Source organism: Agarivorans sp. QJM3NY_29 (assembly GCF_050870835.2).
Taxonomy (GTDB): domain Bacteria; phylum Pseudomonadota; class Gammaproteobacteria; order Enterobacterales; family Celerinatantimonadaceae; genus Agarivorans.
In genome coordinates, this window is sequence record NZ_CP194036.2 from 2,938,757 (window position 1) to 2,954,435 (window position 15,679).

At 44.3% G+C, this 15,679-nt stretch carries 13 protein-coding genes; 2 read left to right on the top strand and 11 right to left on the bottom strand.

The genetic code is table 11. From position 1 onward, the window contains the following. Positions 1-8 precede the first annotated feature (8 nt). The 3 genes from ACRRS0_RS13360 to ACRRS0_RS13370 all read right to left on the bottom strand — a co-directional run bounded on the left by ACRRS0_RS13360 (position 9) and on the right by ACRRS0_RS13370 (position 3,908). Positions 9-491 (bottom strand): YfiR family protein, encoded by a 483-nt coding sequence (locus tag ACRRS0_RS13360; RefSeq protein ID WP_432452691.1) that lies wholly within the window; start codon positions 489-491, stop codon positions 9-11. Positions 492-562: 71 nt separating this feature from the next. Continuing rightward, positions 563-2,617: a TonB-dependent receptor plug domain-containing protein gene (locus ACRRS0_RS13365; protein WP_432452690.1), complete on the bottom strand. Its 2,055-nt coding sequence runs from the start codon at positions 2,615-2,617 to the stop codon at positions 563-565. A gap of 349 nt (positions 2,618-2,966) precedes the next feature. Further along, a complete protein-coding gene (locus ACRRS0_RS13370) occupies positions 2,967-3,908 on the bottom strand; it encodes an alpha/beta fold hydrolase (RefSeq protein ID WP_432452689.1) in 942 nt (313 codons plus the stop codon). A gap of 152 nt (positions 3,909-4,060) precedes the next feature. Here ACRRS0_RS13370 and ACRRS0_RS13375 point away from each other — a divergent pair, with 152 nt between their 5' ends. Continuing rightward, positions 4,061-4,429 carry an RNA-binding S4 domain-containing protein gene (locus tag ACRRS0_RS13375; protein ID WP_432452688.1) on the top strand — a complete coding sequence of 123 codons (369 nt, stop codon included), beginning with the start codon at positions 4,061-4,063 and terminating at the stop codon, positions 4,427-4,429. 331 nt (positions 4,430-4,760) lie between these two features. On the opposite strand, the gene fusA is transcribed toward ACRRS0_RS13375, so the two are convergent. Next, complete coding sequence (gene fusA / locus ACRRS0_RS13380; RefSeq protein WP_432452687.1) at positions 4,761-6,848, bottom strand: elongation factor G; 2,088 nt, start codon at positions 6,846-6,848, stop codon at positions 4,761-4,763. Positions 6,849-7,429: 581 nt separating this feature from the next. Further along, on the bottom strand, positions 7,430-7,771 hold the full coding sequence (locus ACRRS0_RS13385) for a YajD family HNH nuclease (RefSeq protein WP_432452686.1): 342 nt from the start codon (positions 7,769-7,771) through the stop codon (positions 7,430-7,432). A gap of 141 nt (positions 7,772-7,912) precedes the next feature. On the opposite strand from ACRRS0_RS13385, the gene ACRRS0_RS13390 reads away from it, so the two are divergent. Further along, complete coding sequence (locus ACRRS0_RS13390; RefSeq protein ID WP_432452685.1) at positions 7,913-8,497, top strand: hypothetical protein; 585 nt, start codon at positions 7,913-7,915, stop codon at positions 8,495-8,497. Between the two features lie 40 nt (positions 8,498-8,537). On the opposite strand, the gene ACRRS0_RS13395 is transcribed toward ACRRS0_RS13390, so the two are convergent. The 6 genes from ACRRS0_RS13395 to ACRRS0_RS13420 all read right to left on the bottom strand — a co-directional run bounded on the left by ACRRS0_RS13395 (position 8,538) and on the right by ACRRS0_RS13420 (position 15,678). Then, on the bottom strand, positions 8,538-9,719 hold the full coding sequence (locus tag ACRRS0_RS13395) for a glycosyltransferase (RefSeq protein WP_432452684.1): 1,182 nt from the start codon (positions 9,717-9,719) through the stop codon (positions 8,538-8,540). Further along, the gene (locus ACRRS0_RS13400) at positions 9,716-10,441 is read right to left on the bottom strand and encodes an acyltransferase (RefSeq protein ID WP_432452683.1); all 726 of its coding nucleotides are present in this window, start codon (positions 10,439-10,441) and stop codon (positions 9,716-9,718) included. Before ACRRS0_RS13400 ends, ACRRS0_RS13395 begins: the two co-directional genes overlap by 4 nt. A 285-nt stretch (positions 10,442-10,726) precedes the next feature. After that, positions 10,727-12,145 (bottom strand): lipopolysaccharide biosynthesis protein, encoded by a 1,419-nt coding sequence (locus ACRRS0_RS13405; protein ID WP_432452682.1) that lies wholly within the window; start codon positions 12,143-12,145, stop codon positions 10,727-10,729. Next, complete coding sequence (locus ACRRS0_RS13410) at positions 12,132-13,097, bottom strand: glycosyltransferase family 2 protein (protein WP_432452681.1); 966 nt, start codon at positions 13,095-13,097, stop codon at positions 12,132-12,134. The genes ACRRS0_RS13405 and ACRRS0_RS13410 overlap by 14 nt, the downstream gene beginning before the upstream one ends. Beyond that, positions 13,097-14,101: a glycosyltransferase family 2 protein gene (locus ACRRS0_RS13415; RefSeq protein WP_432452680.1), complete on the bottom strand. Its 1,005-nt coding sequence runs from the start codon at positions 14,099-14,101 to the stop codon at positions 13,097-13,099. Before ACRRS0_RS13415 ends, ACRRS0_RS13410 begins: the two co-directional genes overlap by 1 nt. A 155-nt stretch (positions 14,102-14,256) precedes the next feature. Next, positions 14,257-15,678 carry an O-antigen ligase family protein gene (locus ACRRS0_RS13420; RefSeq protein ID WP_432452679.1) on the bottom strand — a complete coding sequence of 474 codons (1,422 nt, stop codon included), beginning with the start codon at positions 15,676-15,678 and terminating at the stop codon, positions 14,257-14,259. Position 15,679 lies beyond the last annotated feature (1 nt).

The window sequence follows — 15,679 nt, forward strand, 5'->3', positions numbered from 1 at the left end:
AAAAGCTCTCATTGAGCCCCCTCACTGATAACTCGACTGAGCCTCAATACTTTGGAACTCATCACAATACCAACCTCTTTGAGTGCATCAGGAGCGACTTCGAAGCGGATTTTACCGGATAGTAAAAAAAATCGGATATGTCCACCGTACTTAATAAAATCAGCGGTTTCTCCGACCAACATGGTATGTCGAAATAAATGCTTATCGAGTGCTTGCCATGGTGCTCGATAAGCTGCACTTACAAATAGCAAGTTACATTGGGACATCGCTTGATGAACCAATTCGACATGACTGACGGTAATAGGAAGACCATGTACAGTTTGCCCCGCCAAGATATCTTCAGCCACCGTTACAAAATGCAAATCAGGACTACATAGCTGAAACGAGCCGCGCAACGCAGCTTGACCCGACCATTCGCTATATCGGGCAAAGTTAAATGTAAAGCCAGCTTTCAATGCGATTTCTGTGTCACTGGCCTCAACCTGATTCATAAACAAAGTCAAGCCACAAAACAACAGCAAAGTGAGCAGGCAACGCTTACCCAGAACAGCAACCATCTAGATTAGAACTCAGCCGACAATCTGAGCACCACTGTTTTATCTATATAATGTGGTTGAGTGTATGTTTCAGAAGTATTTCTATATTCCAAGTGCTCTCCGGCTAATAAGTTTTTACCACTTAAAGATAACCCAGTCTGGGGGGAAAACTGCCAATGCCAAGTCACATCCAGCGCATCAAAATTATCGGTTCGATAGGCATCACTACGCAGTGAACGAAATAAACCAAACAGTGAATGTTGCTTAAACAGCTGCCAACCCGCCTTTACAAAAAATTGTCGGCTGTCAGAATCAAAGCCAATCGCTTCACTCGTCCCCTCTTGCAAACGATAACGATATGCCATTTGACTATAACCAAATTCACTTCTAAAGCGCCTATTCGGCCGCCATGACAGTACCGCTTCTCCCCCTTTAGTATTCAAATCTGCATTAGACACAATATCAAGCTCTACCTGAGACTCAGTTAATAACTGCTGCGCCTCTGCAAATTGCCCACTAGCCAGTAAACTAGCAATACTGTCAATATCAATACTGTTAGTATTCGGAGTAACTGCAATCACATTTCTGGATTGGGTGTGGAACAAAGCTAAATCAAAGGACCAATTGTGTCTGCTAAACCGATATCCTAGCTCGTAAGACCGTGACTTTTCGGGTTGGACCGATTGATTACCATTGAGCACAGTGCGCACCATATATTGATCAATCGCATCAATACCAGTGGTAAAATAGTCTGCCACTCGACTACCGTTCACCGCAGAATCAGAATCGAATTCGGTTAAAGACGGGATCCGTACCGCTTTTGAAACTGCAGCCCAAACCACTTGCTGCTCGCTCGGCTGCCAAAGCAAACGAGCGGCAGGCTGATTCTCCCAACCGGTCAAGCTATTGTGCTCCAATTTATTGCCAAAAATCACCGTCAAGTGATTGGGCACTAAAGCATACTGAGCCTGAATGAAGGCTCCATAATAGCGTAAATTATCTATTCCTCGATCATTACTGATGAGCCAATTTTCTTCATAAGGCAAATCATTATTACGATAGTTCAAGCCCCAGTCTAATTGCAGATCACCAAAAGCAGAATTCATTTGGTAGTCAATATCGAGCGACTTAAAATGTTCATTCAAATAGAGTTGCTGACTATCTTGATGTCCCCAAGAGAGCTGTAACATTTGATTAGAGCGGGTCGACAAGCGATGCTCTAAACGAGCCATGAGGCGCAGATCATCACGTTTAAAACGATCTTGATAAAAGGTATTCTGGTTCACCTCTTGAGACAAAGCTTTTAGATTTTGTCCAATATTGGTGTGGGTATAACTAAACTGAGTCAAAATCGATAAATCATCACTTGGAGCAATGTCTAAGCGAAAACCAGCGGAGCCCTGCTGTGAATCATCATTCGCCGTGAGATCTAAACCACGCTTAGAAGTATCGGCATCGCGAATGCTGCCATAGACTCGATAACTCCCGTCATTACCAATGTCGTCACCATAACGCATATCAACATCATAATTTAATTGATCACCACGACTGACCTGAACCAAAGCCGTTCGTGTATCAATACTGTTTTTGGTAATGATATTAATCACGCCATTAACCGCGTTATTTCCCCACAATAAACCACCTTGACCACGAATAACTTCAATGCGCTCAATATCATACAGAGGGATATCCAACGCTTCCCAATATACGCCAGCGAACATCGGATTATAAACACTCTGGCCATCGACCATCACCAATAACTTACTGGTATAGCGGCCAGCAACACCACGGGCAGTAATCGCCCATTGATTACTATCTAACTGCCTTATTTGTATCCCCGGAACCAACTTTAGCGATTCCGCGACAGAAACCGCTCCGGAGGCTCTAATATCTTGCTTGCGAAGAACATAAATCGATGCAGCAGTGCTAAAAGCTGATTGAGCGCGCTTCATTGCAGACGTCACCTGTACGTCTGTGTCCATTAAAGATTCTAAGTCAAGACTTGAAAGAGAATTAGCCACAGCACTCACACTGGCCGTCAACAAACCAAGCACATAACATGCGCTATACTGTAACTTCAACGAGACAACTCCTAGTCATTTAAACTGTCCATAAGGGTCAACTTAGCGATTTATTGAGAACATTAAGAGTAAATGTCCACAAAAGTCTAATTTTTAATTTACAAAAAATTGATGATATTTACCTACCTAGAATTAAGCAAGCAATATGCGTGATTAATTACCGTTAAGTCAGGGCCGTACGTCTTTTAAGTGATTTTAAGGACTTAACCATTCATTTTCAGAGAGAAATCATAACATGACCTTTCACAACGAGGCCTCAGAAAGCGAGCGACAGACTTGGAGGCACAAATAAATCTTATTCATCGAAATAATCAGCTTATTTAACAGATGAACAATCCAAGGCGAATAATTAAGAGTGGCATTGTTGCAATTGTTGCGCTGCCAGCGCTAACACACATCGGCTTACCAGCGCCACTTGCTCAATCTGTAACAAGTGCCCCTGATCGGCTAAACGAAGTACTTTGCTGTACTTCGGATTTAAATGACTTTCGGCAAAATCAGCATTTTTGGGATCAACCAAATCATCTTTAGAACCCTGAACCACAATGGTAGGAATTTTTAAGCTCGCTAATAGGCGGTCTGAATGGCGTAAACCAGTTGCCAAGGCATACATATCCAAATTCGAATGGTTCAGCACTTGACCAAACTCAAAAAGGCCTAACAACGAGTGACCAACACCACTTCGTGCAAAACGATTATACCAACGCGGCTGAGTTAGTTCAGCACTAAGACCACCAGCCAATAACAACAATCCATCGACTTCAGCATTACTGCTAGCTAACAGAGGAGCCAAAGAGGCTCCCCAAGAATGTCCCACAACAATCAGCGGCAATTCAGGGTGTTGTTGCTTGAGTTGCTTTATCAGCGGACGAATATAATGAACTTGCTGTGAAAACTCAGAGATCGGCTTAGCCACATCCAAATATTGAGACTGCCCCCAACCCGGCCTATCAATACTGACCACCAATACTTTACTGAGCAAAGGAGATTGGCTAATAAAATAAGCACTATCTTCCCACGAACCAGGAGTGCCATGGATCCACAGCATAACCGCCTGTTGGGCGACACCATTACTATGAACACTCAAACTAAAGTTATCTTCCTTTAGCTGATAATGTTTGATGGCAGGATCGACTAATACCGTATTATCAATAAACTGTTGCTGCGTTTGCAATGCCTTGGGCATCCAACCACAGCCTTTCAGTGTAATGCTCATCAGCAAAAAAATAGGCCAATTTATCGCAACAGATAAACGACATCGACTAAATATGGCTAATAAATTTAGCTTCACGAGAGTCCCTTGTTTTAATTTATAAGAATCGGTCTATGAACTAGAAAGCTTAAGTTCAGGTTTTCTTTCAAAACACCGCCTTATCACTGCACTTGACCGTCGCAACTTGCATCGCCATACTTTGACGCAAAACCCTTAAGTGATAATAAAAGATGACCGAATCACGTATACCAACGGAAGAAATTGAAGTCGAAGCCCTTGAAGTCCTGATTAGCCAACAACCTATCGAGCTATACAAAGTATTGAAAATTGGGAATTTGGTCAATGGTGGTGGCGAAGCGAAGATGGTCATCGCTGAAGGGTATGTAGGACTAAACGGTGAATTAGAGCAACGTAAACGAAAAAAAGTCTACGCTGGAGACATCATCGAATTTAACGGTCAATATTTAGTGGTGGTCTGTGATGAGCAAGCTAAACCCTCACAACAACAATCAAGTATTACCGCTCCAACTCCGCCGAAGCAAAACCAAACCGTTATTGCAACCAGTGCCAAAACCGGCCGCCGCTCAATTAAATTCTAAAATCGATTATGCTGATTAATGCGCGCATGGTGAGGCAAGCGCAAACGGCAACATTGCCAACAGAAATTCTTATGGTTATACCAATCTGATTGATCATATGAACAACTTGTTGCGCGAAATAAATCTGCCGATAACGAAGCATCAGACACAGTAACGAGTGGCTCTAATTACAAAATACATCACGCAGTTAACGGTGATTTATACCAGCAAGAATGAACAGATTATTTATTAGATAAGTATTCTACAACTGTAACAATTTGGTCGTTCATTATATTTATCCTAGACAAAAAAAAGCCGCTCTTTAAGAGCGGCTTAGTACTAAAAAGTTAGCTTACTTCTTAGCTTGTCTCTCTTTCTCTGCAGCAATTACAGTTTCAGCCACGTTTTGTGGTGTCGGTGCATAGTGCGAGAATTCCATTGAGAACTGACCACGACCAGAAGTCATGGTACGTAGTGAACCAATGTAACCAAACATTTCTGCGAGAGGAACATCTGCTTTAATCCGTACGCCAGTAACACCCGCTTCTTGGTCTTTGATCATGCCACGACGACGGTTCAAATCACCAATCACATCACCCACGTGATCTTCTGGAGAGAATACGTCAACTTTCATGATCGGCTCAAGTAATTGAGGACCCGCTTTTGGCACAGATTGACGGTAAGCGCCTTTCGCTGCGATTTCAAAAGCAATTGCTGATGAATCCACGGCGTGGAAAGCACCATCATAAAGCTCAACTTCCATATCAAGTAATGGGAAGCCAGCTAATGGGCCTGTTTCCATCATGCTTTGGAAACCTTTCTGAACTGCAGGCCAGAATTCTTTAGGAACGTTACCACCAACAACCGAAGAGGTGAAGGTGAAACCAGAACCAACTTCGCCAGGCTTAATACGGTAATCAATTTTACCAAATTGACCAGAACCACCAGACTGTTTCTTATGCGTATAGCTATCTTCAATTGCTTGAGTAATCGTTTCACGGTAAGCAACCTGTGGTTGACCAACAGATAGGTCTACACCGTAGGTACGCTTCAAGATATCAACTTTAATATCTAAGTGAAGTTCGCCCATACCTTTAAGGATGGTCTCACCTGAATCTTCGTCAGTTTCAACTTGGAACGATGGATCTTCAGCAACCATTTTACCGATAGCAATACCCATTTTCTCAGTTGAACCTTTATCTTTCGGTGCAACCGCAATCGAAATCACAGGGACTGGGAATACCATTGGTTCTAAAGTACATGGGTCTTTAGGATCACATAAGGTATGACCCGTTTGAACATTTTTCATACCCACGATGGCGATAATATCACCAGCTTGAGCTGAAGTAAGTTCGTTTCGGTCATCGGCTTGCATTTCAACCATACGGCCAACACGTTCAGTTTTACCAGTGAACGAGTTAAGGATGGTGTCGCCTTTGTTTAATTTACCTGAGTAAATACGCACGAAGGTTAATGCACCGAAGCGGTCATCCATAATTTTGAATGCTAAAGCTTTGAAGGTTTCATCATCGGCAGCAACAATTGCGTGTTTACCGGTTTCTTCGCCTTCTTCGTCCATCAAAGGTTGGGGATCAACTTCAGTTGGATTTGGCAAGTAATCAACAACCGCATCAAGAACTAACTGAATACCTTTGTTTTTGAAAGCGGAACCACAGTAAGTTGGGAAGAAATCCATGGTACGCGTACCCTTGCGGATACACACCTTAAGTTGCTCAATAGTCGGCTCTTCACCTTCCATGTAAGCTTCCATTAGATCGTCATCTTGCTCAACCGCAGTTTCAACTAACATTTCACGATATTCTTCAACTTTCTCAAGCATGTCTTCTGGAATATCAGTGATTTCGTAGTTTTCTGGAAGACCAGTGTCATCCCAGATGTAAGCTTTACGGCTCAGTAGGTCAACAACACCAGTAAAGTCATCTTCAATACCGATCGGTAAAACCATGACTAACGGGTTCGCCGCAAGTACGTCTTGAGTTTGCTTAACAACACGGTAGAAGTCAGCACCCATACGGTCTAGTTTGTTCACGAAAATAATACGTGCAACTTCAGATTCGTTCGCATAACGCCAGTTAGTTTCTGACTGAGGTTCTACCCCACCAGAACCACAGAATACACCGATACCGCCATCAAGCACTTTAAGTGAACGGTATACTTCAACGGTGAAGTCAACGTGTCCAGGAGTGTCAATAACGTTGAAGCGGTGATCGTTCCAGAAACAACTTACTGCAGCAGACTGAATGGTAATACCACGCTCAGCTTCCTGTTCCATGAAGTCAGTGGTAGATTCACCATCATGCACTTCACCAGTTTTGTGGATCTGGCCAGTTAGTTTTAGGATACGCTCAGTTGTGGTAGTTTTACCCGCATCAACGTGAGCAAAGATACCAATATTTCTATATTTTGATAAATCAGCCATTGTTCAACTCTAATCAATTGTTTTTCAAATTCGGCGGGGAGTATACCACTACTGTCGCACAAGGCGAGAGGGTGAACTGTATTTGAGCGATTTATTGCGAAATTTCTTAAAAAAAAACTGACAAATTAAGCCTTAAAGCGACAAATGACTCCAGAACTATCATTTTCGCCCCCTTAAATACCGCATTTAGCTTATTTTCGTAATGTTTAACTCTCCGCTGCCCAATACTGAGCATAGCCGCCCTTATAGCCAACGCAAATTTGTTATCTAACCTAGCAATACCTCAACTTGAAGGGCAAACCAAGCGGCTTATGGTGATATATAACACCGTTAAACCAGCAATAATGCGCATTAGAAGCACTTTACAATCAAATACAATTCAAAATTCTTATCTCAACATTCTATATAAAATTTTTATCAAGCTAAGTTGACCAAGCAAGCACCGATTATGATCCGAAAAATTAACGCTAAACAGGCCCTTAGGGCTTCATTCAGCGCGACGAATTATCTCAAATTTAGTTAGAAGCCATTGCTAGTTAAATTCGGAATGAACAGATCTGAGCATTCAATTCGCCTTGACCTTACTTTTTTTGGTCCATCATGGCCTTTAAACTCGCGAAAGGATTACTGGTCGCCAAATCCTGTTTTAGATCACTGCCCGCTTCCACGCTAGAACCGTATTGTGCGGCTTCAGTGTATTTAGAATGCTCATGGTCATGGCAATATAAACATAACAACTCCCAATTTGAGCCATCGTTGGGATTATGAGTATGATCATGATCGATATGGTGAACGGTTAGCTCTCGTAAATTTGAATAAGGAAATTCGCGTGCACATCGTCCACAGACCCATGGGAACAATTTCAGTGCTTTCTCTCGATAACCCTGTTCTAGCTTCGCATAATTATTTGGAATATTGGCCATTTTCTCTCTCCAGCGTTTTTTGAAAATATTATAGCAATCCCCAGCCTCGAACAAACAAAGTCGCGAATTAATAGCTTATCGCTATTTCCAAAATTCAAAACTTAAACCACAATTAAAAATATCAATAAATTAGGAGGCTCAATGCCATTCGCTGTAACTCGTATTCAATGTAATCGCTGTGATTGCTGCACCCACTCAAAGGAAGTCAATGCTTGGCGAGTTTATTTACATCATGGTTTAGCGATACCTCTGCGAAAAACCCTAGGCTGGTGCCAACAGTGCAATCATTTAGTAAACGCCGAAAAGTTTCGAGATATTGATGCCATCGTTGAAGACATGGCGAGCCTGGTGCAGCAAGTCTCTATCTTAGAACAAACGCTAAAGACCAATTATTGGCAACGTCTCTTTAATAGGAAGTTACGTCAAACCAGAAGAAACCGTGTTGAAATGCTACTCACCCTAGCCGCCGAACTGGACATGTCAAAACAACACGGCTATCGAGCTAAATGTGAAAATTGTGGATCTTTAGATCTCAACACAATCTCTTCGTCAATCAATATTACAAAGCATTATTGGCTTCACCATGATGAGCCAGCCATTGCGACTGGACTTATCCACCCAGCTTGTGGCGGAGAGTTTATTGCGACCCCAGCGTTTACGTCTCGACTAAACATCAACTCCCCCCACAAAATCAGCAATAAGCAGTCAGGTATTGGATTCGTTTAACAAGCTCAAAGCCAGGCTGCTTCTACTCAGTTTTAGCAATTTAACAGGACAATAACTGATTCACCTGCTGAGCTCTTTCATACCAACTCTCGGAGCGTACATACATCCGCTGAAAAGAGGTACGGCGGCGCTGCAAAGCCATTGGCGTTTGTAAGCTATCTTCCAGTGCTCGCACAATTTGATGGACCTCCTTCGCTTGAGTCACCATCCCCAAGTAGGGCTTAAGTGCCGGGAAAGGCGTACTCACTATCGGCCGACCCGCCGCTAAATATTCACGCAATTTAAGCGGATCACAAGCAGCAATTTGCTTACAGTTGCGAAAGGGTAACCAAGAAACCTGCCAATGCTGGACATAACATGGCAACTGCTCATGTGGCACCGCTGCATGCACTTCAATATTGGGGAGCGCTTTAAAGGCCGATATATCGGTTTGCACATCGCCAATAAAGATGAAACGCCACTGTGGTAGGGCCTTGGCAACTTTTACAATCAGCTGTATATCTAACCAAGCTGCGATACTGCCATAAAATCCGGCAACCGGGCGCGCTTCTTTAACGAGCGCGGGTGCAGGGTTGGATGGATGGACAAATAATTGATAATCCACGCCGTGGGCCAACATTCTCGTTTTTGCAGCAAACTTAGCGTCTTTTGAAAATTTGGCTCTGAGCATTTCGCTAGCCACCAATACATGATCCGCTTTAGCGACTAACTGTTGTTCGCAGCGACTCACATGCTGATGGTCAACCCCAGCTAAGGCGCTAAAGTCATCGCCACAATAATAAATAACTTGCTGCTCATTTAAGTGACCTAAGAGATCGACGGCAGTAGGCAGGGCCAGCCAAAGGTCGGGATGCTTGATCCCGATCCGCCTCACTTGCCGAGCGACCTGCGCCTTTAATAAGCAGCGGTTAATCCAACGAAACAAAGTTGAACGAGGCGCCGGAAAAGCAATTGGCGACATCACATGAATGTTGGACGGTTTAGCGGCCCCCGTTGCAGCCTTGCCAAGCTGGCCCTGATGCTGAGAATAACGATTCCCCAGCATCGATTTAGCCTTCTCGAACAATCGTTTTAGATCTCGCCAGCTTAAACGAGGGCGACGTAAACCAATAGAATTAATCCACAAAATACGATGGTCTTTGGCCAGCTCCGTGATCACATGCTGACTGCTGCTTGGATGACGCTGCCAGTCTTCACCAAATACAATAAGGTCGCGTTTCATGATGAGTACTCCTCTAATGATTTAATCACTTTGGCAGGTACCCCTGCCGCAAGCACATTCGCTGGCAAACTCTTGGTCACCACACTCCCTGCGGCAACCACGGTACCGCGGCCAATACTCACCCCCGCCATGACCGAAACACCAGTGGCGAGCCAAACATCATCTTCCAAGATCACGTCGCCAACTTGACTGGCCTCTTCAGCCAAACCCTGAGCCCGCTTTTTAGCATTAAGCGGATGGCCCGGATAGCCCGCGATAAAACAACGTCCAGCAATCCGCACGTTATTACCCAAGCTCACAACTCTTCCAACCGCAATGGTGGTTTGCCATCCCACATCCACATTGTTAGCAATGATGAGTTGCGGCGTTTGTCCTGCGGTGCAACGCCCACTAAAGGTGCTGGCTCCCGAGATCCGACAATGATTGCCCAAACTCACCTGCAAACCTTCACTGAGCAGCGGCATTCCGCCATATAGATACAGCGCTCGAGACGGCCCCTGCGTTTTACTTCTAAATAGTGGTGTCCACCAACACACTCGAACACAAGCCTGCAACAGCGCGCTTAAGCTGGTATGCAGACGATATAAACCGCTAAATAGCAATGGCACTTTAGGCAATTGAAATAAACGGAAAGCCTTTAAGACTCGAAATAGCTGCCTCGCAACTGGCGATTCCCCTTGCTTGAGCCAAAGCTTGGTGCGTTGTATATAAGTCGTTGTCATGCTGTTTTCCCCATCGGCAATATTGCATTTTGCGTTTCTATAGATGGTTATTGCAGCTACCATGCCAAAAAAAATAAAACCTTTAGATACATATGCTTATATGATTATTCTAGTGATTTTTGCAAAATGAAAATCCTCCTTTAAAGACCCGCGGAATTAGGCGGATGGGTGCACAAACCAGCGAGATCTCGCTCATCCAAGCTTGCAAACCATCAACAAAACGCGCTCAGGCGATAAAAATGTAGAATTCAATAACGAACATCAGCCACAAGAGGTCAAGAGCTCCTAATCACAAACCAAAGTCCTTGCACGTAGGCTTATTAGACGGGTACTGGCCACAAATAACCAGAATAAGGCCAAATGAGGTAGCAGGTAAAACCATAGTGAGCCCGCGACAAATGGCAATAACACGAATACAACTAAAGGAGGTATAAAGCTAAACAATAAACGAGCTAAGGGATAAGCGAGCGGCTGTAAGCGTAAACTGACCCAAGTGAACAGGATGAATCGCGCGGCAAACACCAAATTGCTAGCAACCACTAGACCCCATACTCCCCAACGAGGGATCAAACAATAATACAGAACCAAGGCAAACACCGCGGCTAATGCATTAATGCGTGGTAACCAAACCGGACTATTCGGTAAATAACATCCGATATCGGTCACCGAGGTCGCAAGTTTAAAACCCAACGCCAGCAGCATTAACGGCAACCAAATCAGTCCCTGCAAATAATCGCTGGGTAAAACCCAGGGTAACAGCGGTGGAGCAAAAATCATGGCTAATAATAGCAAGCTGAAAATAATCAATAGCAAGCGCTGATGAATTTGTAATACTTGTTGCGGCCCATTTTGTTGCTTTAAAACCTTAAAACGACGGGGTAACCACCAACTTTCTACAATACCAAACCCGAGTGCGGTGGCCTCCACCACTTTAATCATAATCGCATAACGGGCTAAGGTCTCACTCCCTAGCCACTCAGCCAGTAATAAGCGATCTAGGCCATGCATCACAAACAGTGATAACGACGCACCAATTAAACACACTTGATAAGTTAGGGTTTGTTTCACCAAAAAAAAGTCTAATTTCAGTTTGAGCTGCGCTCGACAGCAGCCTAGCCCAATCGCTAAACCCAAAGCATTAGCGCAAGCACTGGCGATGAGCACCGAATCGATTCCCCAACCGTGTTTCAATCCCCAGAAGGTGATCAGCACTTGTGCAGCCGTTTGGCAAATAACTAAATAAAAGTAGCTCACGGCGCGCATTTCAATACGCAACCAAATCATCAGAGGCTGCAGTCCAATAGAAAAGGTAATGACTGCTGCAATCAAACACCACTGCACCGTAACGAGTGTATCAAAAATAGCAAAGGGTAGATGAGCCAGCAGGCTCACGGTTAAACAGGCTAATACCAAGCCATAACAGAGGCTGAGTAGTACTGATGACGACAACAAACGTTGACGACCAGCATCATCCTCGCAATCTGGGTAAAAACGAGGCAATGCACCAGCGCTAATTTCCAACAAGGAGCATAAGGAAAAAATCACCACTAAGCTCTCTAACAAACCATACTCAGCCAAGCTCAAATAATGGGTAGTCACTGGTAACATCATCAGACCAGCTCCCTTTTGTAACAACATCAATAAACCATAGATGCCCATTTCTTGAGTGGACTGTTTCAGCGCAAGCAATTTATTCCACAGCATAGTTGGCCTTCCCCGCTCGAAGACGCAACAACCACAAAGCCCATTCTCGCTTATGCCATTTGATATAACTGGCAACAAAATAATCTTTGGCCATTGGCTCAAAGGCGTTCATCAAGCGGTATTTATCGATCAAATGGCGGGTGAAGCGCCAGTAACACAGCAAATCACTCCAACTCACATCGGTGCGCAGCTGTAAAAAAGCATGCCGACAAAGCATTTGTAAACAGAGCGGCGCAGCCACCGTAGTTAAGTTGGCCAGTTCGATCCGCTGCATAAAATCAGCAATGGAGCACATTCGCGCGTGCAACCTTTGTTTATCGGCGCCCGGCTTGCGGCAGATCCCTTGAGGGTTATGTCGATAGTGGTAATGAGGCTGCTCAACATGACACACCTTGGTGGCTAATATTTCCGCCATATAAGAAAATATTTCATCTTCAAACCACTCTCCTACCGGAAATTCAAGCGCGTGTTGTAATACAAACTGACGCTTAAATAGCTTATTGCACACTGAAGTATTTTCAATAATTTCACGATGCTGGTACTGCTCTACATGTTGCTCAGAAAACTTAGTAAAACCACAGCTCACCCAGTCTGCATCCTGAGCCAAAGCCTGCTGTAATAAATCTGCATACATTGCTTTGGCAACAAAGTCATCGCTATCGACAAAAGCCAAATAACGACCTTGGGCATGTTTGATCCCAATATTTCTTGCTTGTGCCAATCCAACATTGCTTTTTAAATTAAGCAAGGTGATCGCCAATGAACTTTGCGCACTAAACTTTCGAACCAACTGATAGGAATCGTCAGGTGAGGCGTCAATCACCACTATCACTTCTATAGATTGGAGGATTTGTTCACTTAAACTATTTAAACATTGCCACAAATAAGCTTCGGTATTAAACACCGGAACAATCACCGATACCATCGGCGCAGAACTGGTAAGTACTGGCATTATTTCACTCCCTGAGGCATAAATTGCGCAAGTTGTAAGCTATCGACAAAGTGCTGTTTTGCTTCGCGACTTTTCACCCAGTAACTCAGCAAAGCAATCCTCAAAGCAGAGCCTCGAAATTTTAAATAACGACTCACTTTGTAATCTTGCGGTATCGAGATACACAAACTCAGCAGCTTGTACTTCTCTACCAAATGGTCAATAAAACTGAAAAATCCCACCAGGTCGATCGCCGATATCTTATAGTACAAGGCACTGAGGGCATGGTTGGCTAAGCAACGCAGCAAATCCTCTGCGTGGCCGGCTATCGCCCCACGCCGCTCCATGTCGGCTAGAAATCTAGCCAACATCAACTGCTTATCATAAAGGTTAAAACGGCCATGGTTATCACCTCGGCACAAGCCTTGAGGACTCATCCGATAGTTATAGAGTGCTTGCTTCACCTGAGCGATATGCTCAGTGGCAAAGCGCGCGGTATATGCGAAGGGCTCATCTTCAAAAATTACATTGCTATAAAAGTTAATCTGTTTTGAAACAAGGTAAGCTCGTCGAAATAACTTATTAGTGACATAGGTATCGTCATAATATTCTTGGGTCGGTAATAGCTGGTAAAAGGTGTGGTTATCATTCACCTCAAAGCTGCGCATCTGGCAACTGACCACATCAGCCTGACTTTGCAAAGCCTTACAGAACATCAGTTCAAACATATTGGCCTCAACATAGTCGTCGCTATCGACAAAACCAATGAATTCACCTTGGGCTGATTGCATGGCAATATTTCGCGCCATCGATACCCCCACATTTTGCTCTAATACAATCTTTCGAAAGCGTTCTGGATACGCTAAGCAAAATTCACCAGCAATCGCGGCACAGTTATCTGGCGAGCCATCGATAACCACTATTACCTCAATGTGCGCCAAGCTTTGGTTGGCTAACGAGCTAAGACAGGTCGCCAAGTATTGTTCTGATTTATAGACAGGGACAATAATCGATACGTTATACATAAGCCTATCCTCTTTACCGCAGCGCCACCTTGCCCAGTCACTGCAGAAATAATCAACGGGTCATAACAAGAAATACAGCAAAAGCCGGACCAATAAGGTATTAGGCATTTAATTCAGTGAGTTAGGTTAGATAAATGTAGTCATAGGATTTGTCTCTAGCTGGATTTTGCATTCTGCAAAGCTTGTCTAAGTAATTGCGCCATGGCCACCACCAAGCCAGTGAAAATATACACAGGCCAGGTAAACCCTTGGGTTAAGAAAGTACCCGATACAATCGTGCCCAACAATCCGGCCAATACTCCTTCAGCACAAGCCTGCAAACCCAAGTTTCGCGGCTCAATACAAGCACTCAATTGCTGCAGATTACGCTGCGCCAAACGGCAGATCTTAAGGATGAGCGTACAAAAAACCGCAAATCCCAAGAAGCCCGTTTCGGCCAATACGCCAAACCAAGTGCTATGAACCGCATGATTTTTACCGTCCCAGTGATTTGAAAAGAAGTAATAATTAGCATAAAAATTATCAATCCCCACACCAGTGATCGGATTATACAGCGCCATCTTAAAGGCTGCTTGCCAGGCATAGATCCGCCCCATTGACGATTCATCAATCCCCGACTCCGCCGCGCCACCAGAACTTCGCTCAGACACCCCCGCCAATACAAATAAAATTGCCATCGCACATCCCCCCAAACACAGCAGCAACAGCTTGTTCTTCACTCTACGCCAAGCAAATACAGCACTAATGGTTGCGATCCCCAGCAAGCCGCCACGACTCTGGGTGGCCAAGATTGCCATGATGAGCGCCAGCATGCTGGCAATAGCCAATAGCCGTAGCAGCCAATTTCCACGTTTTAAACTGAAAGCCATGGCAAAACCTAAAGGAAACAACAGCGTTAAGGCTAAATCATTGGGATCTCCCAGCACCGAGCCCATTGAGCGACCAATGGTAACGCGAGTCCCCTCCACCATTTCGACACCCGCGGCGGCATTTTGCAAAGCAACTATCGAGATCAACAAACCACAGCAGAAGAAGGCAATAGCCGCTTTAACGATGTCTTCAGGTCGACGTAACAACCAAGCAATCGCCACCGTCATCAAACCGATTTTACTAAAGACCCCATTAAAATAGGCCATCGCAACGGGTCGGCTACTGGCAAAAATAACCCCAATGGCACACAACAATATAAAGGCCAATAACCAGCTCAATTCGCGACTCCAATAGATTTGCAATTTGCGAGACAAAGCTAAATGCCAAGCTAAACTGGCCAAAGAAGCAAGCGCCAAAAGCTGCGGAATGCGTAATGCGTAGAGCGCAGGAAAAGCCTCATGTAAGCGGAAAAAAGAGAAACAAACGAAGCCCAACACGACCCAAAATGGCTGGCGAATGACCACTACCACCACCACAGGAATCAAAGATAATATTATGGGGATCAGTGGGTTAGAAAATTTTATCCATACCAATCCCAGTAATAGGCAAACCATGCAACCAAGCAATAACTGGCTCACATGACGAGGACACGGGGTACGGCTTGGAGACTCTGAAAACATCACACTTCTCTCTATGGCATAAGTCATG